The sequence below is a fragment of the Paenibacillus sp. FSL H8-0079 genome, assembly GCF_037991315.1.
In the GTDB taxonomy this organism is placed as follows: Bacteria; Bacillota; Bacilli; order Paenibacillales; family Paenibacillaceae; genus Paenibacillus.
The window spans coordinates 920,522-942,573 of the sequence record NZ_CP150300.1 but is presented as its reverse complement, the minus strand read 5'-3'; the positions used below and the strand labels follow the sequence as shown (position 1 = coordinate 942,573).

Here is a 22,052-nt window from a genome sequence, read left to right as displayed (position 1 = left end):
GTGGTACGGGCATATTTGCTTATATTGTACTTCAAATGGACAAGCGGAACAGCTATTTTCCTGCAACTTGCAATGTTAAATTTGATTTTCAAGTGAACTAAGCCTTATAATACGTTTAAACAATTAAACATTATAACGGAGTGAGCCATGAACGAGTCGATGGGTAACCAAAAAGTTATTGATATTTTCGAGAATCTAAGCCCTTATCTTCAAGGTTTGGGAGACCCTGTTCGTCAGCGAATCATATCGCTGCTCATTGATCAAGAGAGCATGAACGTATCACAGATTGCAGAGCATGTTCCCATGTCACGCCCTACGGTCTCTCATCATTTGAAAATATTACGTCAATCCGGACTGTTATCGGTTCAGAAAAAAGGTACGGAGATGTATTACAAGCTGGAGTTCAACGATGCGATCGAATTGCTCAAACAGCTCGTTCATCTCGTGGAAGTGGAATGTCAGAGCTAGCGCATAACGCGCTGGTGAACTGCATTCCTTTTCTTCACCCTATTATGTTTAAAAGTTTAAACATATAAGTACATAAACATATCAACGGAGGTTTAACGAATGATTAGAAAAAGAGTTCTCATCGCTGGAGGCTATGGTGCTGTAGGTGCACAGCTTGCCCGCATTTTGCACGACAGGCATCCTGATCTGGAATTGATACTGGGAGGTCGTTCTGCGGGTAAAGCAGCACCTTTTCCATCCAATCGTGTCCAAACGGTTGTTGTTGATACCAATGCAGACGATCCACTGATTCACGCAGGAGGACATATATCGTTAATCATTAATGCAGTGAACGATCTGGATGATCGGCTACTGGTATCAGCAGTGCGAAGAAAAATTCCACTCATCGATGTAACACGCTGGACTGAGGTGTTCAATCAAGCGATCCGTACAATAGAGAAGGAAGAGCTTCATGCTCCGGTAGTGCTGTCCTCTGGATGGATGGCAGGAACGGCGTCACTCTTTGCCATGATACTTTCTAACTCTCTGCAACATGTCGAAGTAAACATTCATGCCCTATGGTCGCTGCGGGATAAGGCCGGCCCTGATTCGGCAGCCTTCATGGACCGGATGAGTATTCCTTTTCAGATAACCGAATCCAATACACATCGACTCGTCTATCCCATGACAGATCCGATCAAAGTTCATTTCCCGAACGGGTATACGACTCCATGTTACAGATTGGATACACCCGATCACGTCACATTACCTCATACCAGTCATATTGATTCAACCAGCTTCCGCATTGCATTCGATAGTAAAGTATCTACCTATGCACTCACGGGACTGGTTAAAACTGGAGTATGGAAGATGATCAGTGGTGAACGTTTCCAGCCATTCCGGCGGAAATTGCTCTATAATCCGGGAACCGGGAGTGCACATCATCTCGTCATTCAACTGAAAGGACTGGATACGAAAGGGAACCAGGTTGAACGAACGATGACGGTCTCTGACCCACTCGGTCAGACCCACATGACTGCTCTCGGCGCTGCGGTGCAAGCCGAGAAGATACTGCAGATGCCTGCGGATGAGCCTATGGTTCCAGGCATCTATTATCCTGAGCATCTGTTCGATGATCGAATGGACATGGATGTGGTTACTCATTTTTTCAAGCAATACGGCGTTCAATTATCTTATTCCTAATATCCAGACATAACAAAAAATCCGCGAAGCCGCTCACTGCAAACAGTGGGACCTTCGCGGATTTTACGAATGATAATAGAGAAATGTATCGTGTCCAAGTGAAAGCTTGGGTATGGAATCACAACGTCATGGCTCGACCATTACGCATCAGATAATCTTCTTTTGTTTTGTAATCCGGCATGATACTCCCAATACGCCGCCAGAAAGAGCGATCATGATTCATGTGGTGAATATGGCAAAGTTCATGAATGATGACATAATCGATCACTTCCAGTGGTGCCATCGCCAGCCGATAATTGAACGTCAGCTTTTTGTCCCAGCTGCAACTGCCCCACTTGGTGGGAGAATCTACGATCTCTACTGACTTCGGCTTCACCTTCAACTCTTGCTGATAGCGTCCGATGCGCTCCCCAATCATACGTTTACACTCGGCAAAATAAAACTTCTTCAGATTCGCTCGTAGCTCCTCTTCTGTAAGCCCCTCTACAGGGATTAAGTCATGCAGTGCATGCTCCTTGCCAAAAAGCAAAAACTTCCCCTTGCCCTCATCTTCGTATTCCTTGGCTTGAGGACCGTCAAGCGCCTGCTGCATGAGAGCGGATTTCTTCAAAATCACATCCCCGTGCTGCTCTACAAGTTGTCGGATCATGTCTTCACCGGTACCATTGGGTGCTTTGATCGTTACCATATAAGGCAAATCCATCGTGATGGACACTTTCTTGCGTTTGCCATATTCGATATGACAGTTAATGCTGTGATTATTTAATTCTATAGTTAACATAATGCGCTCCGCTCCTGAAGTTAATCATTCAATCAAATCAAATTGTATACCATCTCCGACCATAATGCATACTGTTCGAAGATATATATGTTTGGATTGTATTTTTATACATTATTATGTATTATTATTTAATCTTGAAATCGGAGGTTAGATATGACGCATACTACGGATACAGAATACAAAACCATTGAAGAACTATCGCTTAACCACTGGCAGCCCTTGTCCAACATACTGTATGACGGCTGGGTACTGCGTTTTGCCAAAGGATATACCAAACGTGCCAACTCCGTTCAACCGATCCACTACTCCACTCTGGATGTGCATGAAAAGATCGAGGAATGTGAGCGCATCTATGCTTCTAATCAGTTAAGTACCATATTCAAAATCACGCCGTTTATTCAGCCGGATCATCTCGACCAGCTTTTGCAAGACAAAGGGTATGGCGTTGTCGATCTGACCCGTATCCAGACTCGGAGTCTGGAAGAGATCAAAGAGCCTGTGCACCAAACTGTACAGATCGACGAACAGTTGACCACAACGTGGCTAGATCACTTTTGCCGACTGAATCAGGTGAATGATCTGCAACGGGAAACGACAGAACTAATGTTGAACAATATCCGCACACAGGTAGGTTTCATCTCGCTGTTGATCGACGGGCAAGTCGTCGCGTGTGGGTTCGGTGTAATCGAGCGTGGCTACATTGGATTATATGACATCATTGCAGACGCTAACTTCCGGAATCGGGGACTTGCTGAACAGATGATCCTGCATCTCCTGCATTGGGCAAAAAGACAGGGCGCTACGGCCAGTTATCTACAAGTTGTAGCTAATAATGCCCCTGCGTTAAAGCTCTACGCCAAACTGGGTTATTCGGAGATTTATAGCTATTGGTACAGAGTCAAAGAATGGAATGAGTCCTGACCATACTGAAACCAAAAACTGCCCTCCTCTTATAGAGGAAAGGCAGTTTTTAATTCGGCCGTGATCGTCCAAAACTCTTCACATCGTTCAGCAGTACTCTGTACTCTTTTCTACAAAGGCAGTTTCACCAGCACCTCATATTTCACGCCAGCCTGTATATTCTTGATGATATCGCCTTCAATCCGTTGGCCGTCAACATGCACCTCAATTGTCTGGACAGTTGCATCCTTCTTCATGTTCACATGCAGCTCAGCCCCGCGGAACAACCGCGTAACCGACGCCTCGTTCCAATCTTCTGGCAACTGCGGACGCACCTGCAGCCCTTGCGCGTGACCCTGTAAGCCAAACAATCCGTCGATCAGACAACGATACACCCAAGGCACCGTGCCGGTGTTGAACAGATGACTGGAGCGCCCAGCTGTACGTGGGAATTGACGATAGGCTCCGCGATAATAATTCGGGATAAATACGGGTAGCTGACCCCGCTGGAGAATATCCTCGCCATCGGGGCCAGGAATCATTTTACGCAGCAAACGGTACGCCTTCTCCTTCTCGCCCACCAGGTACAACGCATATATATAGAACGCCGCCGCGTGATTGTACACTGCACCATTCTCCGCACTTCCCGGATGTTTCTGCGTGACACGGCCTACATCTTCCCGCATCGCGGTGAAAGACGGCGCGAGCTTCTCGACACCATATGGTGTCTCCAATTGCTCCTCTACGGCACGGATTAACTTCTCCTGTTTATCCTGATCCGCAGCACCGCTCATAAGTGCCCAGCTCTGAGGATTGATGTAGATGCGTCCTTCCACGTCTTTGCTTACGCCAAACACGACGTTATCATCCGTAATTCCGCGCGCATACCAGTCCCCATCCCACAGATACTCATTGGCTACCGCATTGGTCTGGTTGGCTTCCTGACGGAATTCCGCTGCAACTTCGGCATGCCCTGCCTGTTCACCAATATCTGCCCACACATTGAACGCATATGCCGTCGCAATGGTCAGCCAGCCGGATACGCCTTTGCCTTTGTATCCCACCATGTTCATCGGATCACACCAGTCACCCTGATTGATATAGTTCAACCCGCGCGCATCACGCTCATGGATCAACCAGCGCATTGCAAGATTCATATGCTCCAGTACGGAAACCTTTTGTTCACTGTCTGTAAAAGCAACCTGTTCCTCCAAAATGCTATAGTCATTCGTTTCATCCAAATAGGTCTTCATACAGACCGGAAGCCAGATACAGTGATCGGTATGAGGAACCTGGTTGATATATTTCAGTTCTGCATCCGGGTGCAAAATAATGCCATCTGGCATCGCGCCGCTTATATGCTGCTGAGAGAGAGCAGTCAAGAACGCAGCCCGCGCAATCTGCGGCTGAATGTAACTCATACCCATGTTGTCCTGCAAATAATTCCGCGTCTGCGGATCGGTTGTCAGACGATTGGTTTTGCCATGATAGTACATCTGGCGAGGTAGCCAGTGATTCACGACATTATCTAGCCAGCTGTCCGGTGTCTCTAACTGGATGTTTCCTTGCCCTTCCGCAATATACTCAGCATACTCCTGCTCCGCTGCGGTGAAACCATCCTGTCCATCCTTATTCTGTTTCACAAAATAATGCTGACGAATGCCCTCGATCTCTGTCTCATCATGAGCCGGGCCAAAGATGAATCGATACGCCTGCTCCGCTCCCGCTTCCAGTTCGACTCTATATTGCAATACAGCTACAGGTGTCTCGTACCGTGCATCTCCACCTGCGAGCGTCTCTGACTGAAGGGCAGAAGGATTATGAAGTCCGCCTTCGCCTTCAAAGTTCTCATGATTTACTTCCCAGCCGGTCGGTTGGTGATCTGCAAGCAGATAGGTTTTGTCGCTGTAATTTTTGATTTTGCTATAATCCTGATATTTCTGATAAGGCGTAATTGCCGAGCAGACAACGCCCTGCAAATCTTCCACATACGAACCGGACTGGTTCATCCATGACATATAGCCGACCGTAAAATACGGGTAGATACTAAGCTTGCGTTTTCTCGAAGACAGATTGGTTACCTTCACACGCCATAGCTCCATGACATCTTCCTTCGGCAGACGCAGGGACATCTCGATGCAAATGTCGTCCTGAATCACTTTCCAATGAATATCGTGTTTACCGACAGCGAACGTATAGCTATCCGCCTGCTTGCGAACCGGTTCATACGGGGCTGAGAAGATTTCGCCACTTATTTCATCTTTAATATAGACAAACCGTCCCGGATGATGGGCATAATATGGCTGCTCCGGTTGCATAAACGTCTTGGCTTCCAGATTGGGCGCGTACGAATATTTGGCAGGTTCGGGCTGCATGAATTGGGCCACCGCGTACCCCCGGCAATTCACATGAATCATCATCTTCTCATTCCAAAGGAATCCGGATGCCTTCGGTAAGCTTGTCGGGCTTGTTAGTTCAACATATTGATTATCTTCCGTTGCTTTAATCATCACTGAACCTCACTTTCAGATTATGGAGTCAAAAGACAGAAAACGTTTTAGATAACTTGTATACAACTTTGTTCATTATAACACGGGAACGCTTACAAAGAACTGAAAACTAAAAAAGAGCTGAGAAACTCAGCTCCGATTACGTTCCAATTGTTTCTCGATGCCCAACCTGTCGATCTGTATCCAATACTCTGCTATTCGTTCGTTTTCCACTCGGTATACCGCACTCGCAATTTCAATCACTGGCAGGTTGGTTGGGCTGTATCCGTCCACTTCGCCAACATGGGTACCCGTTTGTCTCCAGCGCACATAGACTTTGTCGCCTTGCGTCAGCAACTCCAGAATTTCGAGTGAAAACTCCCCGTATGCTTCGATCATCTCTCGCACATGATCCGCATAATCGGAAGGGGTTCGAATCACCGTGACCTCTTCTTCAGATATCACTTGATGGGCCAGTACCTGTTCCGCCATCACGCTGCTTGCATAATCAGGATTCCGACCTGATCGGACTTCTTCAAAAAAGGTTCTGACAATCTGTTCTGCTGTCATCTGAGCCCCTCCAGTCTATTAAAATGTTCCGCTTATATATAAATATGTAGTAACTCTTGTATTTTAACATGGAACACACGCTACGAAATTACAACTGTTCTATTGTTCTACAGGACTTAAACCCTATCCTCTCACCTTGACAATGCGTCAATATAACCATAAACTAGCAAAGGATATTAGGAAATTAATAGGAGGTTTAGCCGTTTAGAGGTTCGAGTATGGGTTTTAACCATATTTGATAATCTTTCGGTGTGTAGAATGTAGCCATTAGAGCAACTCAGAAAAACAAGAAAGCGGTGTATCATGAAACGTCTATTTTTCATTATGTTTGCGTTCACCCTGTTACTGGCTGGATGCCAGAGTACTGAGCAGGAAAGCAGTCCGTCCGAGAATAATCCAACAGAAGTAGTAGAAGGTTCTACCATTTTAAGTTTGAAGCAGAAATATGGCTCTGAATCGGAACAAGCGATCATGCCGATGTACAACGTAGCTCAGGATGAAGAATTTACGTTCAAGTTTAAAGCAGATTTACGTAAAAGTAACCTGTCAGCTATTGACATTATAAGTGTACATACCGATATTAAAGCACTCAAAGCAAGCGATGTACATGCCCTTCGCGATACCAATGGCAACAACGTTTCCATTAGGCCTCTTGGGTGGGGCGTTTTAACCTCAGATTCCATGAAGAACAAGGATCAAGGCTCTTGGGGCGGTGCCCCCATTTATTACATTCGTCTGAATTATGATCCGGATGCCGAGAAGCTAACACTGCTCGATCAACCCATCATTATTCCGTTTACAGTGAAATCGGAGTTACCTGTGCCCAACCTAAGATACGAGATTGATAAAGAGAGACGGTTAAAGTTAGTCTGGGACAAGGTTGAGGGTGCAACCGAATATAAAATTTATGAACGTTCTGACCTAACCAATTTCGATACAAATGTACCTCTAACTGGCGCAGAGGACGCTTTCAGTAATAGTCTGCCTTTAGATATTGCGGTAACGACAGAAACGTCTTTCAATGATTTTATGAAAGATGGAAGAGGCGGGCTCGGCACTTATGATGAACTGATAACTACTCATCAGAACCATGGTTTACGAGGAGAATATTACGTCACTGCAATCGGTCGAGGCAAAGAATCCAATTTTAGCAGAGGTGTCCCTACAGCTCCGCTTGCTTCCCAGTTACCAACATCTCTGAAAGAACAATTGTATAGGGAGAAATTAAAGAATATAGATGTACTCCCTCAGAAAACAACAGTTGAGTACAATGACGGTTCATTATCCCGTGAAACCATTGTCTATGATACCAAAAGCGTAGAGATTTCAGAGTTCAATGAAACGAATATTCCTTTTCACGTTAAAGGAACCGCTCTGAAAAGTTACGTACGTGTAGAAAATGTGACCCAAGCAGACCTGGACAGACTCGCTCAGCAAACCGTAGCCGAGTCCAGCAACGGATTGGTGGAACCGAAGAATGATACACCTTACGTCCCTGCACCTGATGTGCCAACGATCATCAACAATCATGATGCACCTGAGTCTGCAACGGAAACAGAAGAAGCACCGGCTTCGGAAACTCCAACTACAGAGTCCACAACCGATACTGAGACTTCAGAGAATGCAGCTGATCCTGTATCCACCGAAGCTTCTAATGATACTTCCGGGAATGCTTCCGAGGAAACTTCTAATGAAGCCCCTGCTCCAGCTCCTGAAGCTGAAGAAGACAATCTGGTAGATGAACAGAAGTCCAATACACAGCAAAATGTAGAACAAGGGAATCAGGAAACTGTGCCTCAGCCTGCTACAGGCGATGCAATGATTAATGCAGATTCCGCATTGGAAGAAGTTTTAGCCAAAAACATGATTGCGGCACAAGATAAAATTTCGTTAAAAGCTTTCCCCGAAGCTCAAAATTTCACGACACTCTCGGATGTTGTCCTGAAAGTGATGTACCAGAATCCATTGATTCTTGGTGTGGAAGGTTTCGAATACAACTATGGTACACTTACCCTTTCCATTTATTACAATGAATCGGCTGGTGGTATCCAGAAGAAGCAAGATGAGATTATTACCAAAGCAAACGAAGTTGTAGCTTCCATTATCAAGGATGGCATGAACGAAGACGAGAAACGAAAAGCCATCTACGATTATCTGAACGATAACGCGAAGTATGACGATGCAGCGCTGGAGAATGCGGAGCAGAACAACTTCAAAAATGTCGATCCGCAGTTCAATGACTCGTTTACCACATACGGTATTCTGGTCAAAGGGGTTGGGGTATGTGCCAGTTATGCCTCCGTCTACAAATTGCTCTCCGATCTCTCGGGCCTGGAAAGCATCGTTGTAACGGGAGCTTCAAGCGGCGTTCCACATGCATGGAACAAGGTCAAAATCGGGAACGAATGGTTCCATGTCGATGCCACCAACAACCTGACGAACTCCGGCATCCCGTACTTCCTGTATAATGCCAACGATGAAACTGCTGCAAGTCAGAAAACGATAGCGGATAAGGATTACTGGCTTGATTCCGAGCTCGCGATGTTCAATGGCGAGAGCGATGCCAATGATTATTATGTGCAAAATGACCTCGAAGTCGCATCCATTAATGAGTACAAAACCAAGGCTGAGAGTGAACTCAAAAAAGGAGAGAGCCGGGTCATTCTCCGTTTCGCCTCACCTGTTGACTCTGATGAGCTCATGACAGCTGCCGGTGAAGCCCTCGCTGCAGTCGATGAAGCTCTTCTGAATACAGCACAATTGGCCACGCTAGGTAGTTATGCAATCCTAGACCCGAAACCAGAGCAGAAGTAAATTTATTATTATGAACAAATAACATAACAGCAAAGAACTCCATTCACCTTCATCGGGAATGGAGTTCTTTGCTTAACTGGCCTATGATCACTGACCTATGGTCGGTCTATAGACCTTTTTATCCAACGTTTACGGACTAACCGTACCGCCATTCGCATTCAGTGTCTCGCCGCTCACATAGCTGGATTCCTGGCTTGCCAAGAACACAAATGCCGGAGCCATCTCAGCAGGCTGTCCTGCCCGACCCAGCGGTGTGTTGGAGCCAAAATCAGCGAGCTTCTCGATTGGCTGCCCACCCACAACCTGAAGCGGAGTCCATACCGGTCCCGGTGCAACAACGTTGACACGAATCCCTTTGCTACCTACCTGTTGGGCCAGTGCTTTGCTGAACGTGTTAATCGATGCCTTCGTTGTCGCATAATCCAGCAGGATTGGCGAAGGTTTGTACGCTTGAATCGATGATGTGTTGATAATGGAGCTGCCCGGCTTCATGTGTTTTACAGCTGCTTTGCAGAGCCAGAACATGGAATAGACATTCGTTTTGAACGTCGCATCGAACTGCTCGGTGGTCAGATCTGCAATCTGCTCGACAAACTGCTGCTTACCTGCCACGTTAGCGAGGATATCAATTCCGCCAAGCTCTTTTACCGCAGATTCAATGAGTTCCTCGCAGTATTTCTCATCCTTCAGGTCACCTGGCTTCGTAATCGCTTTGCGCCCAGCTTCCTCAATCAGCTTCACGACTTCCTGTGCATCTGCTTCCTCTTCCGGCAAATAAGCCAGAACGACATCTGCACCTTCACGGGCAAACGCAATCGCTGCTGCCCGGCCAATTCCACTGTCAGCTCCTGTCACAACCGCTTTGCGTCCCGTTAAACGTCCGCTGCCTTTATAACTTTTCTCACCCGCATCGGGAACAGGAGTCATCTCACGCTGGAGCCCCGGCTCATCCTGTTGCTGTTTCCACTCCGGTGTAGCCTTCGGATATTGTGTCGTTGGATCTTGCATGGTGTGCTGGTCTTGATTAGCCATGTTCAATTCCTCCTCGGTTATTTACAGTGATTACTGTGATCACAGAAGTTGTTTTCATAAATGTTGCACTCTTTCCTTTGTAACCGAGATGGGTGAAATTTAAACTAAGCCCGCCCGAATTCCTTGACCGTCGTCTAACATTGAATCTCCCCTAGCTGGAGATTGTATAATAGAACATGAGGTGATCTCGTTGAATGCAAACAAAGAACCCTATTCCATCGGTGAAGCAGCCAAACTGATCGGCTCCACGGTGAAAACGATCCGTTATTATGATGAGATTGAACTGTTACAGCCCTCTAGCCATACGGAAGGCGGACATCGACTCTATACAATGCAAGACCTGTGGCAACTCGAACTCATTACAACGCTTCGTTATCTGAATTTCAGCATACCGGATATTCGAAAGCTCATGTCTGGTGAACTGGCGGTAGCACAGGCGTTAGATCTGCAGATTGAAGCCTTGGAAACCCAGATCGGCACGATGAATTCCATGCTCTCCGTTTTGCAGCAAGCGAAGCAGCATGAAGAAGACACTTCACTGCATTCGGAACAGTCTCTTACCTACATCTCCAGTCTGGTTGAATCCCTAACGGCCCATGCGAGCAGTCGGAAACAATTCGTTGCTGCCAAGGTGGATGAATCTCATCTGCTGGACAGCATTCCGCAGGATTGGAGAGTATCGTTTCTACACTTTTTCGATAAATACATGATGAAAGATACGAAACTGACGGCTCAGCAAACACTGGCCTGGAAGGAAATTCAGGAACTGATCAATGATCCGGCCTATTGGGCGGATCTGGCTCGGCTGGAGGTTCCGTTCTTCATTATGGCGAATCAGCCACAAGTCGAAGCGGACGTCTGGGTGAAAAAAATGGAGGCTATTCGCATTCGCACTACCGAAGCGCTGGACAAGCGGTGGGCTATCGACAGCCCTGCTGTGCAAAGCATGGTGTGGGACTTTGTGTTGATGTACGCCAGTGCTGAGCATGCCGTAGCACCTGAAGTATTTTTTCGTAAACAGGCCCGATTTATGCTGGACTCCGTGACCGATCGCATTCTGCGTTTTAACAAGCTGTGCAAGGTGATGAATCCCGAATGGAGCCAGATTGTAGATGGCATTAACCTGCTGCAGGAGGGCATGCGGTTACGTTTAAAACAAATGGAAGAAGACTGAATTTCAGTCTCCTTCCATTTATACGTTTAACCTTTTTTCAACGAATAGGATTCATGTTCTCCCACTTCCGTGTCCATATGGAGCGGTTGCCCTTTCAAGTAGTGGTTGAAGAAATCAATCGTCGTATCGTTGACCAAATGTTGCGTCCCGCGCGCATCTACACCCTGCGTCCATTCGAGCAGTGGAGAGATCAGGTAAAGATCGGAGAAACTCAGATGTTTGGTGTTGGTCAGCTCCATCCAGTAGTTCCCTCCTACGGTGACCGGCTCATAGCGCTCATACACTTCCTCATAATATTTCTCGGCTTCTGGACGGGTCGTGCCCATCGCAGCGATCTCTTCATCACCCATCACACTTGTGCCTGCAACGGTTGAATCTGCACTCATCATCAGGAACGGCTTGCCCACGCCTTCAGCAGGGATACGCTTCTCGCCAAACAATACGCCATCCATATTCATGCCTGCTTTCACACGTGGATCATCCATTAACATCTGCACTGTCGTTGCTCCGCCGAATGAATGCCCAAACATGCCGATGTTGTCCAGATCCATATGTCCAGTAAAGCGCCCACTCGGGTCCCCCTCAGCCAACTTCTCTACCTCATCCAGTACAAACTGTGCATCCTTCACCCATGTCTCATTCAACTTGTCCATGTAACTGAATTGCAGCTGTTCAAAGCCTTCTTTTCCTTCGGATTCAAATTGCGCCACACGTCCATCCGGGAATACGGATACCAGACTGCTATACGTGTGATTAATGCCTACAACAATGTAACCTTGACTGACCAGTTGCTCGACCTGGAACGTATTCTGAGTTTCGTAGCCATGCAGACCATGGGAGAAAAGAACAACAGGATACTTGGCTTCGGCATCAGATAACTGAGCTTCCTGAATCGCATGCGTTTTGACCTGACTCAGACTGGAAAATAAAAGCTTTGGCAGTTTCAGCACTTCATTGAAGGCTGTCCCGTAGATCTCCGGCTTATTAACATAAGGGGCTGTTGCTCCCTCTGCTTCTGGATTCGTTGGATACCAGATCTGTACCATCAGCTCCCGTTGGTCACCGGTGGTACTCGTCAGAAGTTCCTCCCGGCTACTATCTGTCCAGTCGTAGTATACCGTTCCGATTCCATAAGGACCTGCTGGCTTGGTAAACGAAAACACTGGGAACAGCAATGGTAAGCCCATGCTCACAACAGCGTATGCCAACACCAGGAGAGACGTTGCGATGATTCGAACACGTCCGAATTTCCCCGCCACAGTGGATGTGGAAGATGACGCCTCGGAACGTTTACTGTTCAGCGAGGTTACACCTGACTGTTGCTGGCGTCTTGCCTTTGTAAATAACACGACCAGTGGAACCAACGTGAGCAGATACGCCGGAATCATCGGCCAACGAAGTCCTTCGACCACACCATGGATGATCAGCAGCACTCCCGATATGGCGAATCCACCCCATACCATTTTCCGAAAATGTTGATGCTGTCTCCCGATCCCGATTATCCCCACGAACATAAGCAGGTTGAAAATAAGATAAATCCATTCTACTGTCCTCATAAGATGTATGCCCCCTTGTCTGCCTTCCATCTTAAAACCTCCAGTTACAGGAGATTCAAGCATAATTTTTCCGAATAAAAAAATGCACTCCCTGAATGACGCTGAATCACCCGCAGGTTCTCCAATCGTTTCAAGGAATGCACGTATGAAATTACGTTATAAGTTGACTTTGGAATACGAGACTAGCGATCTTCGCCGTCATCTACCCGTTGTCTTTTTCCGATGCCAAATGCGAAATATCCAGCCACCACGATGGCCATGAATGTAGCTCCAACAATCAGGGGTAAGCGCGTATCCGGGTTAAACGCCATACCGATAATGACGAGAATCAGATACACAATAATGATGTAATTGCTGATCGGGAACCATTTGGACTTGAAGTTATGATCCGCCATCTCGTTGCCCCAACGCTTTCTGAATCGGAACTGGCTGAACGCCAGCGCGAACCATGGAACCATACCCGGAAGAACACTTGCACTGTAGATGTACAAGAACAGCTTGGAGTCCGGCATCAGGTAGTTCAGCACAACCCCTATCAGCAGCAAGGAGATTGTAATGACGATACTGTTGCGGGGAACCCCGCCTTTGGACAGCTTTTTGAAAAAAGCAGGTGCCTGCCCATTCTCAGCCAGCGTGTATAACATCCGTCCCGCACTGTAGATCCCGCTGTTACATCCCGACATGGCCGCTGTGAGCACCACAAAGTTAATGATCCCCGCTGCAGCAACAATGCCAACTTTGGCAAAGGTGAGCACAAACGGGCTGCCCGTCTCTCCTACCTCGTTCCAAGGATACAGGGTTACGATTACGAATATGGCGCCAACGTAGAAAATAAGAATACGCCATACGATATTTTTGATCGCTTTACGCAAGGTGTATTTCGGATTCTCCGCTTCGCCTGCTGTAATACCGACCATCTCCACCCCCTGATATGCAGCCGTTACGATACACAGCGCGAAGAGGAAACCTTTGATGCCTCCAGGGAAGAAGCCACCATGGCTGAACAGATTCGACAGACCAATGGCCTGACCCCCATTCCCCCAACCGAAGAAAATGAGCCCGGTTCCGATCACGATCATCGCCACAATAGCCGTCACTTTGATCATCGCAAACCAAAATTCAAATTCCCCATAGAACTTCACGGCCGCCAGATTCGCCGCCGCAATGATGAGCACCCCAGCAAGTGCTGGCAGCCACTGCGGAATATCCGGGAACCAATACCCGACATAGATGCCAATCGCCGTAACTTCAGCCATACCAACCGCAACCCACAGGAACCAGTAGCTCCAGGCGGTCAGGAATCCGGCAAGCGGACTAATATATTTGTGAGCAAATGTAGCAAACGAACCGGTTACCGGCTCCTGAATCAACATTTCACCCATAATACGCATGACAAAAAAGATAACGATACCGGCCAGTAAATAGGCCAGCAGCACGGATGGTCCTGCCCATTTGATCGTACTCGCCGATCCCATGAACAAACCAACGCCGATTGTACCTCCGAGTGCAATCAGCTCTACATGGCGGGGCTTTAGCCCTCTAGATAGTTGCTTTGATTCCAAACGATTCTCCCCTTTTCTTGTGTACAGCTTCCTGATGTAATCTTTAATTTTCAAATTCACATTAACGCAATGCAGAATTACTCCACCAAATTGTACGAGATGTGCCGCAGAAATACAACAAGGAATGTGAGGAAACGGATTCACTACACATATAGGTATAGGATAACCGCTTAATGAATATGGCAGTCAGATAAGGTGAAGTCTGATTGTACAGGCTGAGCCCATTTCAAAGTGTGGAGTAGAACGATAGTACAAAAAATACAAAAAGAACCCCCTTCAACAGGAGGCTCTCTCAACTCTACTACTTATTACCGAACTATTGCTGCTTCATCATGGCAGGCAGTTCATTCAAAAATTCATGCATCGTGTAGGCATCACGTTTATTCCACTTTTGCTCCACCACATACACATGACCGTTCTTAACCGCAGGAAGGTCCTTCCATATCGCTGACTTCATCAGTTCGTCATTCTCAGCGGAATCTTCCCCTGCCCCAGCTGCCATCAGGAATACGTGATCCCCGGCAAATGATGGCAGACTCTCAAGTGATATTTGAGCCCATGGCATTTCTTCATCAATCGTTACCTTTTTCACCTCATCCGGTATATCCAGTCCATAAGGTGAGTATAAATCGGCAGCTAGCCCTGTCGTCATAACATACAGCGTACGATTTGTGTTTAAAAATATCGTTGCCGTCTCATCCGGACCGATGTTCGCACTCTGTTTGAACGCATTCCAGGCTTGCTCCGATTTCGCATCATAATCTTCCAGCCACTGCTGTGCCTCTGCCTCCCTATTCACCAGAAGACCAAGTATAGGCAGGCGCTGCTCCAATGGAGCATCTACATCGATTCCGACCGTCGGCGCCACTTTCGCAATCTGATCCAACTCCTCCCCTTGAGCGTGAAGACCTGTGATGATCAGATCTGGCTCGAGCTCAACCAGCTTTTCCAGATTCAACGGCGCACCAAGATCTTCAATGTCCTTGACTTGATCCTGATATATTGATTCGAATCGGCTATCCTGACCGACTGCATCTGCTCCAAGTACCAGCATGTCCCCGAAGGTTTTATTATCATAATAGACGATCCTCTGCGGATCAGTTGGTATCTCTACCTTACGTCCCAGATAGTCCACGTACTCTTTGGTTTCCGGCTTCTCCGCAGCGGCTTCCGTTTCTTTGACGGCTGTCTGCTGCGTTGTTCCCTCATTTACCGACGCACCTTCATTGCTACTACATGCACTTAGCCCGATACTCAGCACCAGAACCGCACCAATAGACCATCCCCATCGTTTAACACTATACATGACGTTCTCCCCATTCGCTCTGTTTTAATGATAATCATTATCACTATCTTCTACCTATAGTAACGATCCAGCATAGGCGCATCAATGGACAATTCTAGGGCTTTTCAGACAATACTTAGCAGGTGTAACACCAAGTTATGTTCTATCTCGCTTATCAATTGGTTGAAAATAGAGCGTATTTACACTATGCTATTCCATGAGAATTGTTATCAATTAGTAAGGGGATTGTGGCATGAAGCTTCTATTACATACCGATCAGGAACATGAAGTCTACTCGCTTAGCGAGATTGATTTTATGGAGGAACCCGTCAATATACTGCCTTCGCAAGAGCATCGTCTCCTCATTGTCATTTCGGGAAACTTCAGGTTGGATCTGGGGGAAGAGACGCTTACTGCCATTGAAGAACAGTGTTTTTATATTCGACCCGGAGGCAACATTGTACTAACCAGGCAGGATCATGAGCCGTTCGCTGTCTATATGTTTTCTTTTCATGTAATCAATGTTCAGACTTCGTCCGTCTGGTTCGACACAAGTCCTGCCTTTGATGAAAGTACGTTGCGATCCGATCGTTCCTATTCCAGCGTGCACACCATTATTCAGGATATGATTCGTCAACGCCCCTATATCAACAAAGCAGAAAGCAATGCCTATCAACCCATGTTCCATATGCTGATGCTGTCTCTCTCTGAACAGAATACGAAAGCTCCCTCTTTGGAAAATACCAGAGATGCCGTTAAACGCACCCTTATCTATTTGCAGGAACACTACGCCGAGAAAATTAAAGTGCAGGAACTATCCGATATATCCGGGGTTTCCTTATGGCAATACAATGAGCTGTTTCGCTCACTGACAGACAAAACTCCGATTGAATATCTAACCGAGATTCGTTTGAATCGAGCCAAGGAATTGCTTTTGCAGACCGAAGAAACCATCGAGTCCATCGCCCATCAGGTTGGATTCAATGATCATTATTACTTTGTCAGACGTTTTCGTCAGAAGACCGGGTTGCCTCCTAGAGAGTATGCAGCGATGTATAAGCAAAGCCACACGGACAAGGACATTCTTTTCCGTGACTCTACAGGAAGGTTGTTGCAACTCCCCAAGGACAAATCACGTATTGTATATCTGGATCGTAATACCGCAAGTGACTTGATGGCCCTGGATTTGTTCCCAGTCGGTAGTCCCAAGAGTCTATTAAGCCAATTCATCGATACCGCTCCAATGCAAAACACAACCGAAATCAGCTTCCCCCCCAAGCCTGAGGAGATTCGAAAGCTGAAGCCCGACCTTATTCTCGTCGCCAACTACTATGGCATCTCTCTGGATGAGATGAATACCATTGCTCCAACCATTGTGTTGGATCGTGAGCAAACATTGGAAAGCCGCTTGCGGACCTTGGGCCAAATTTTCGGCAAAGAAAAAGAAGCGGAACGTTGGCTGATCCGCTATGACGCTATCGCCGAATATATGTGGAATGTATGCAAAGATGCATTCGTACCCGGTGAAACTGCCACAGTTCTTGTCGACAGTAATGATGGCAAACTCTATGTCATGGCCTCTCAAGGTCTCACAAACACACTGTACCATGCCAATGGATTCAGACCTCCTCATGAAGTAGCGACATTAATAGAGCAAGGCGAGGCTTTTATTGAGTTCGCGGAAAGTGATTTTGAGCGTTATGTAGGGGATCGTATTTTTATGATTTCTGCAACTCGAGATGGGGACGTCACTGACCCTACTTCTTATGAGCGCGACATGAGTTGGATGGAAAGCCCCTATTGGCGTGATCTTCCTGCGGTGTGTAACGGCAAAGTGTATCACGTAGGGCAGCATTGGAATATGGATGGTGCGCTGGAACGAATGCAAGTGCTACATGCTTTGCCAGAACTGTTGCGTAGATCTGTAATGAAGAATTAACCTACTTGTGATTACATTCAAAAATGGGAGGCTTCACATGCCTGACTTGTTGTTAGTTTTATTTTTGTTTAACCTATCTCTCTTCCTTCTTCACGAAATGGATGCCATTAGGCGATCCGAGTGGAAACTGTTTATCGTGTTAAAAGATATGGAAGATGATAAAGCCTACAGATATTTCACTTGGATTCATTTACCTATGTACACAATCATTCTTTCTCTACTTTTTAGCTCATATCAAACCATTACATTTTGGGTCCTGGATATCTTTTTCATCATACATACCGTATTGCACTTCTTTTTCGAAAAGCACCCTCGCAATGAATTTAAGAATGGATTTTCCAGATCATTGATCTACCCTATGGGAATAATCGCTTTAATTCATTTGATATTCCTAATCATCTAATTTGATCCACTATTTACATCTGTATTTTATTGGTATATAGTATAGCCGTTAGGAATGTTAGCGCTAACACAAACTGAATAAGGAGGGGCTCCAATCCGTTTCGAAAAGGTTTTTGGTTTACATCGAGTTAAACTATAAAAACACTTTATTTTGAGAGGATGGGCATTCTATGAAAAAACGCATTAGCACATTTTTTGCACTTATTCTAGGCATCTCCCTTCTGTTTAGCCTAACGGCTTCCGCTAATCCCGCCATTGTAAGTTACGGAGGTACATATTACAATGCGCTCTCGCCGGACAAGGGTACGCCTACATTCTTCCTAACGCCAAAACGACCGGTACCAGCGTGAAAATTACGACAAACACAGCTAATACCCTTCAACTGCACTATTACTGGAGCTACAATAATACGACACTTGATCTGGGTACAGCCATCGTAAACAAAACCATTTATAACAGCGGTTCAGCCTACTACAGCCCGGGGACGCTGATCACTGTAGTAGAACGTGTTCCAGGTTCGACAACGGCATACCCTAACGTAGCCTACACGATTTCTTTCAATTAGATTAAACATAGATTACCGATCAAACTAACCTACGACCGCTGATTGCGGTCTTTTTTTATATTGATACACTTCTTTGCAAGAATAGATTGAACTAAAATATATTTACACTTGCCACTCCGATGACAGAACAACCTTCCGATCGCTGTTATCCCCAGATTATTCTGAATTAAATTTTCAAAGGTGATAATCTGGTAATAAAGGTGCAGTGTATGCTTCCGAAGTAGCTTTCTTACAGAAAGCTTTTAGCTCCGCTTCTTCAGGTTCTTTCTGTCCTCTACGTTCTCGTGTAAATGGTTCGTTAAATCTCTTATCTGTGGAAGTGGCACCCCTGGCCTTCACCAGCAAAACGAAGATCAAGAAAAACATAGAAGTCATATCGCAGATGAAAAATCTGAAATCATTGCAGCTATTCAACGTGGAGCAGAACTTACCTGATCATCTGTTATCTTCTTTGTATTCATTGCAAAACGTCAGTTTCTCCAAACATAATTACGAGAGCCAAAGCGTTCTCCCGGATCACGTAGAGCATATCACCCTGCCGTTTAGTGACGTTGAATTCATACCTGACTTCGCGCCTGTCTCCAGTGTACGCAACGTTTTGCTTGGTTCTCAAACCTGCCAATTCCAATCACTGGATTCGTTCAAAGCCGTTCCTGATGTAGAAGAAATCCACTTGATTGCTCCCAAGAAATTGGCCGATATCTCATATGTAGCCCAGTTGCAGCATTTAAAGATTTTGGATGCCAACTTTGCCGCAGTATCCGATCTAAGCTCATTCCATGAGCACCAAGGTATCGAAGAAATACGGCTTAGAGGCTCAGCAGTGGAAAGTTTTCAGGGAATGGGCGTCTGTCCCAACCTAAGAGTACTTTATGCAGAGAAAACCAAAGTGAAGGATCTGCACCATCTGGCGGATATGCAAACATTGAAAAACCTTGATGTGACCAAGCTTAAACCCAAGTCATGGGATTTCATTTCTACCCTAACCGGCCTGGAGATATTGGATTTATGTAAAACATCGTTCTCCGATCCAAGTCTGCTTCTGAATCTGTCTAAGTTAAAGAAAGTACGATTGTCTAGCAGTGAGGTAGACCCTGAATCCAGCAGCTTCAAGGCGTTGGAAGAGCTGATGTTGCAGCGTGAAGGTAATCTAATCATGAAATAGAATTCTATAAACTAACAATGACTATGGAGGTCTACTTATGCAGCAGCATCATGCAGAACGAGTTGAATTATTCGTTTCCAACACTCAGATCATCAAGAAGTCGTTCAAATGGCAACATGGGATGATTCACCGTCTGGGTGCCTTTCTCTATGCAGCGGAGAATAAAGTTGCTGATACAGAAGCCATTCGCCAAAACCAAGAGTTGATCAAGCAAAACACGAAACTCTTCTCTGCATTCAGAGGTAATTCGGCTATTAGTATTGCTACCATGCTCTCCCTTACAACGGATGAGAACACGAAGCTGGCAGATACCCTACATGTCTATGACCTCATGAAAGAGATCAAATTTCGCACCTCGGATTATCTGGTTATTGCCGCCTATCAGATCGCTACTCAGGTATCACCTGACCAGTTTCAACCTACGGTCGAGCGGGCCAAGTCATTTTATGACGGCATGAAAGCAAAGCATCGCTTCCTTACTGGACAGGATGACTACATTTTCGCTGCCATGTTAGCCCTCTCCGATCTCGAAGTGGATACCGGTGTGGCACGCATGGAACAACTTTATGGCGAATTAAAGCCGGAGTTCTCCTCCAGAAACAGTGTGCAGGCGTTAACACAGACACTCGTTCTTGGAGATGATATCCCGGAAGCAAGTGCTCGTGTGATTGCGTTAAATGAAGCTTTTCGCAAAAGGGATCTTCGAATGGATAAAACATACACACTGCCCTCTCTCGGTATCCTTTCCCTACTGCCTTCTGACAGAGACTCGTTAGTGGATGAAGTCGCGGAAACAAATGACTGGTTACGGAATCAAAAAGGGTTCGGTGCTTGGTCGATTGACAAACAGGAGTTGCTCCTGTTCTCCTCTGCGTTGATAGCCATTCAACATGTGGAGAATCTGCGAAACGGTGTGCTTACGACAGCGATCTCAACCAGTATCACGAATATTATTATCGCCCAGCAGGCCGCCTTGACCGCAGCTGCCGCAGCATCGGCTGCTGCCGCTTCATCATCATCGAGCTAACAAATGACCATGTTACCTTCAATATGAGTTGAAAAAGACCCTCCCGAGTTCAAGTTCATTCGGAAGGGTCTTAAAGCATTCAAGTCTAAACCTAAAATAATGTTCCTCATTCACTACGATACAATACCCGTATCCCGGAACTCTTCCACGAAACTATCCAGCCAATCCGAACCATAGTCCAGCGCACCCATATCACTCTCAATAAAAGCAACATCCAGACCCATCACCCAGAATCGGCGAGCAACAATAAAGAGATCAACCGCCTGTTCATCTTCAGCAGAGAAACTTCTGACTGAACGATATCCTGCCATTAGCGCATCCCATAATGCTGCTTTTCGCTCATCAGACTGTCTTTTTCGAACTTTCACTTGAGCTAAATCATAGGCACGCCAGCCTTTGGCTGCCCACTCGAAGTCATAATGGATAAACTGATGATCCTGTTGAAAAGCATTATTATTCCCATGCATATCGCCATGACACAAGCCGAAGTCAAGACCTTGATTAGTGACGGCAACAATGCGCTCTTTTAATGTTCTTGCAAACGTTTGAAGAAATGCTGCTGCTTCATTGTTCTCACCGATGTAGTTGATGATTCCCTCAAGCGGCTCATCAACAAGGAACTTCAAATCCAGCTCATAACGTGGCAGCTCCACGGTCACCTGATCCATTGCCTTATGCAATTCAGCGGCAGATTGACCAAAGGCGTAACAGGACTCCTCATCCTCCAGGTTGTTCTCGGTACCCTCAATATACCGAAACATCACAGCAACCCGCTTGCCTTCCGCAGCCTCCAACACCGTATATCCCGTATGATCTTTCTTCTCGATGTATTCTCCAATGTCGGTGTATTCCGCAGAAGCTAGAACGTTCTTCAGTTGAGACAACAGCGATAGTTCGTACTGAACATCTGCCTCCGCAATTTCAGTGCGGTAGATCCGGAGAATATACATGCCAGTAGACGTGCGAACCCGATAGGTATCATTCAATCCTCTAAGCCAAAATAAACATTCTTCCCATGTTCCAATATCATACTGATCCCTCAATGCAGACTCAAGGTACCTAGGATTAAGCACTGAACGTAAAGCAGTCGGTTGGATGGACATATGGTTGCTCCTTCAGTTTAATATGCTTCTTTCTCTTC

Annotated in this window: 19 protein-coding genes; 11 read left to right on the top strand and 8 right to left on the bottom strand. The window is 46.2% G+C overall.

The window, feature by feature from the left end; genetic code table 11:
* Positions 1 to 147: 147 nt before the first annotated feature.
* Both MHI06_RS04235 and MHI06_RS04230 read left to right on the top strand, forming a co-directional pair.
* Entirely contained in the window at positions 148 to 468 is a 321-nt protein-coding gene (locus MHI06_RS04235; RefSeq protein WP_017690570.1) for a metalloregulator ArsR/SmtB family transcription factor, read from the top strand.
* A 99-nt stretch (positions 469 to 567) separates the two neighbouring features.
* The gene (locus MHI06_RS04230) at positions 568 to 1,650 is read left to right on the top strand and encodes a saccharopine dehydrogenase (RefSeq protein ID WP_340400562.1); all 1,083 of its coding nucleotides are present in this window, start codon (positions 568 to 570) and stop codon (positions 1,648 to 1,650) included.
* A gap of 118 nt (positions 1,651 to 1,768) precedes the next feature.
* On the opposite strand, the gene MHI06_RS04225 is transcribed toward MHI06_RS04230, so the two are convergent.
* Complete coding sequence (locus tag MHI06_RS04225) at positions 1,769 to 2,431, bottom strand: SprT family zinc-dependent metalloprotease (RefSeq protein WP_340400561.1); 663 nt, start codon at positions 2,429 to 2,431, stop codon at positions 1,769 to 1,771.
* A 153-nt stretch (positions 2,432 to 2,584) separates the two neighbouring features.
* Here MHI06_RS04225 and MHI06_RS04220 point away from each other — a divergent pair, with 153 nt between their 5' ends.
* On the top strand, positions 2,585 to 3,352 hold the full coding sequence (locus tag MHI06_RS04220; RefSeq protein ID WP_340400560.1) for a GNAT family N-acetyltransferase: 768 nt from the start codon (positions 2,585 to 2,587) through the stop codon (positions 3,350 to 3,352).
* Between the two features lie 110 nt (positions 3,353 to 3,462).
* On the opposite strand, the gene MHI06_RS04215 is transcribed toward MHI06_RS04220, so the two are convergent.
* Both MHI06_RS04215 and MHI06_RS04210 read right to left on the bottom strand, forming a co-directional pair.
* Positions 3,463 to 5,841: a glycosyl hydrolase family 65 protein gene (locus MHI06_RS04215; RefSeq protein WP_340400559.1), complete on the bottom strand. Its 2,379-nt coding sequence runs from the start codon at positions 5,839 to 5,841 to the stop codon at positions 3,463 to 3,465.
* 129 nt (positions 5,842 to 5,970) lie between these two features.
* Positions 5,971 to 6,390: an ester cyclase gene (locus MHI06_RS04210; RefSeq protein ID WP_340400558.1), complete on the bottom strand. Its 420-nt coding sequence runs from the start codon at positions 6,388 to 6,390 to the stop codon at positions 5,971 to 5,973.
* 303 nt (positions 6,391 to 6,693) lie between these two features.
* Between MHI06_RS04210 and MHI06_RS04205 the strand changes: the two genes are divergently transcribed.
* On the top strand, positions 6,694 to 9,204 hold the full coding sequence (locus tag MHI06_RS04205) for a transglutaminase domain-containing protein (RefSeq protein WP_340400557.1): 2,511 nt from the start codon (positions 6,694 to 6,696) through the stop codon (positions 9,202 to 9,204).
* Between the two features lie 129 nt (positions 9,205 to 9,333).
* On the opposite strand, the gene MHI06_RS04200 is transcribed toward MHI06_RS04205, so the two are convergent.
* Positions 9,334 to 10,236 (bottom strand): SDR family oxidoreductase, encoded by a 903-nt coding sequence (locus MHI06_RS04200; RefSeq protein ID WP_062836304.1) that lies wholly within the window; start codon positions 10,234 to 10,236, stop codon positions 9,334 to 9,336.
* 190 nt (positions 10,237 to 10,426) lie between these two features.
* Between MHI06_RS04200 and MHI06_RS04195 the strand changes: the two genes are divergently transcribed.
* The gene (locus MHI06_RS04195) at positions 10,427 to 11,410 is read left to right on the top strand and encodes a MerR family transcriptional regulator (RefSeq protein ID WP_340400556.1); all 984 of its coding nucleotides are present in this window, start codon (positions 10,427 to 10,429) and stop codon (positions 11,408 to 11,410) included.
* A gap of 26 nt (positions 11,411 to 11,436) precedes the next feature.
* Here the strand turns inward: MHI06_RS04195 and MHI06_RS04190 are convergent, their stop codons facing one another.
* The 3 genes from MHI06_RS04190 to MHI06_RS04180 form a co-directional block, all read right to left on the bottom strand.
* Positions 11,437 to 12,966: an acetylhydrolase gene (locus MHI06_RS04190; RefSeq protein ID WP_340400555.1), complete on the bottom strand. Its 1,530-nt coding sequence runs from the start codon at positions 12,964 to 12,966 to the stop codon at positions 11,437 to 11,439.
* Positions 12,967 to 13,148: 182 nt separating this feature from the next.
* A complete protein-coding gene (locus tag MHI06_RS04185; protein WP_340400554.1) occupies positions 13,149 to 14,528 on the bottom strand; it encodes an amino acid permease in 1,380 nt (459 codons plus the stop codon).
* 316 nt (positions 14,529 to 14,844) lie between these two features.
* Positions 14,845 to 15,834, bottom strand: coding sequence for an ABC transporter substrate-binding protein (locus MHI06_RS04180; RefSeq protein WP_340400553.1), 990 nt, complete (start codon positions 15,832 to 15,834; stop codon positions 14,845 to 14,847).
* A gap of 232 nt (positions 15,835 to 16,066) precedes the next feature.
* Between MHI06_RS04180 and MHI06_RS04175 the strand changes: the two genes are divergently transcribed.
* The 6 genes from MHI06_RS04175 (at position 16,067) to MHI06_RS04150 (ending at position 20,911) form a co-directional block, all read left to right on the top strand.
* Positions 16,067 to 17,752, top strand: coding sequence for a helix-turn-helix domain-containing protein (locus MHI06_RS04175; RefSeq protein WP_340400552.1), 1,686 nt, complete (start codon positions 16,067 to 16,069; stop codon positions 17,750 to 17,752).
* Positions 17,753 to 17,789: 37 nt separating this feature from the next.
* Positions 17,790 to 18,155 (top strand): DUF6713 family protein, encoded by a 366-nt coding sequence (locus tag MHI06_RS04170; RefSeq protein ID WP_340400551.1) that lies wholly within the window; start codon positions 17,790 to 17,792, stop codon positions 18,153 to 18,155.
* Positions 18,156 to 18,324: 169 nt separating this feature from the next.
* A complete protein-coding gene (locus MHI06_RS04165) occupies positions 18,325 to 18,504 on the top strand; it encodes a hypothetical protein (protein ID WP_340400550.1) in 180 nt (59 codons plus the stop codon).
* A complete protein-coding gene (locus MHI06_RS04160; RefSeq protein WP_340400549.1) occupies positions 18,501 to 18,719 on the top strand; it encodes a hypothetical protein in 219 nt (72 codons plus the stop codon). The genes MHI06_RS04165 and MHI06_RS04160 overlap by 4 nt, the downstream gene beginning before the upstream one ends.
* Positions 18,720 to 19,101: 382 nt before the next feature.
* Positions 19,102 to 19,884, top strand: a complete 783-nt coding sequence (locus MHI06_RS04155) for a hypothetical protein (protein WP_340400548.1) — start codon at positions 19,102 to 19,104, stop codon at positions 19,882 to 19,884.
* A 37-nt stretch (positions 19,885 to 19,921) separates the two neighbouring features.
* Positions 19,922 to 20,911: a DUF4003 family protein gene (locus tag MHI06_RS04150; protein WP_340400547.1), complete on the top strand. Its 990-nt coding sequence runs from the start codon at positions 19,922 to 19,924 to the stop codon at positions 20,909 to 20,911.
* A gap of 113 nt (positions 20,912 to 21,024) precedes the next feature.
* Here MHI06_RS04150 and MHI06_RS04145 read toward each other — a convergent pair whose 3' ends face one another.
* Entirely contained in the window at positions 21,025 to 22,014 is a 990-nt protein-coding gene (locus tag MHI06_RS04145; protein ID WP_340400546.1) for a phosphotransferase, read from the bottom strand.
* Positions 22,015 to 22,052 lie beyond the last annotated feature (38 nt).

Coding starts and splice junctions, on each gene's coding strand:
- MHI06_RS04225 (WP_340400561.1), bottom strand. CDS start 2,431: ATGTTAACTATAGAATTAAATAATCACAGCATTAACTGTCATATCGAA.
- MHI06_RS04145 (WP_340400546.1), bottom strand. CDS start 22,014: ATGTCCATCCAACCGACTGCTTTACGTTCAGTGCTTAATCCTAGGTAC.
- MHI06_RS04205 (WP_340400557.1), top strand. CDS start 6,694: ATGAAACGTCTATTTTTCATTATGTTTGCGTTCACCCTGTTACTGGCT.
- MHI06_RS04210 (WP_340400558.1), bottom strand. CDS start 6,390: ATGACAGCAGAACAGATTGTCAGAACCTTTTTTGAAGAAGTCCGATCA.
- MHI06_RS04165 (WP_340400550.1), top strand. CDS start 18,325: ATGAAAAAACGCATTAGCACATTTTTTGCACTTATTCTAGGCATCTCC.
- MHI06_RS04230 (WP_340400562.1), top strand. CDS start 568: ATGATTAGAAAAAGAGTTCTCATCGCTGGAGGCTATGGTGCTGTAGGT.
- MHI06_RS04235 (WP_017690570.1), top strand. CDS start 148: ATGAACGAGTCGATGGGTAACCAAAAAGTTATTGATATTTTCGAGAAT.
- MHI06_RS04155 (WP_340400548.1), top strand. CDS start 19,102: ATGAAAAATCTGAAATCATTGCAGCTATTCAACGTGGAGCAGAACTTA.
- MHI06_RS04215 (WP_340400559.1), bottom strand. CDS start 5,841: ATGATTAAAGCAACGGAAGATAATCAATATGTTGAACTAACAAGCCCG.
- MHI06_RS04190 (WP_340400555.1), bottom strand. CDS start 12,966: ATGAGGACAGTAGAATGGATTTATCTTATTTTCAACCTGCTTATGTTC.
- MHI06_RS04180 (WP_340400553.1), bottom strand. CDS start 15,834: ATGTATAGTGTTAAACGATGGGGATGGTCTATTGGTGCGGTTCTGGTG.
- MHI06_RS04175 (WP_340400552.1), top strand. CDS start 16,067: ATGAAGCTTCTATTACATACCGATCAGGAACATGAAGTCTACTCGCTT.
- MHI06_RS04150 (WP_340400547.1), top strand. CDS start 19,922: ATGCAGCAGCATCATGCAGAACGAGTTGAATTATTCGTTTCCAACACT.
- MHI06_RS04170 (WP_340400551.1), top strand. CDS start 17,790: ATGCCTGACTTGTTGTTAGTTTTATTTTTGTTTAACCTATCTCTCTTC.
- MHI06_RS04200 (WP_062836304.1), bottom strand. CDS start 10,236: ATGGCTAATCAAGACCAGCACACCATGCAAGATCCAACGACACAATAT.
- MHI06_RS04220 (WP_340400560.1), top strand. CDS start 2,585: ATGACGCATACTACGGATACAGAATACAAAACCATTGAAGAACTATCG.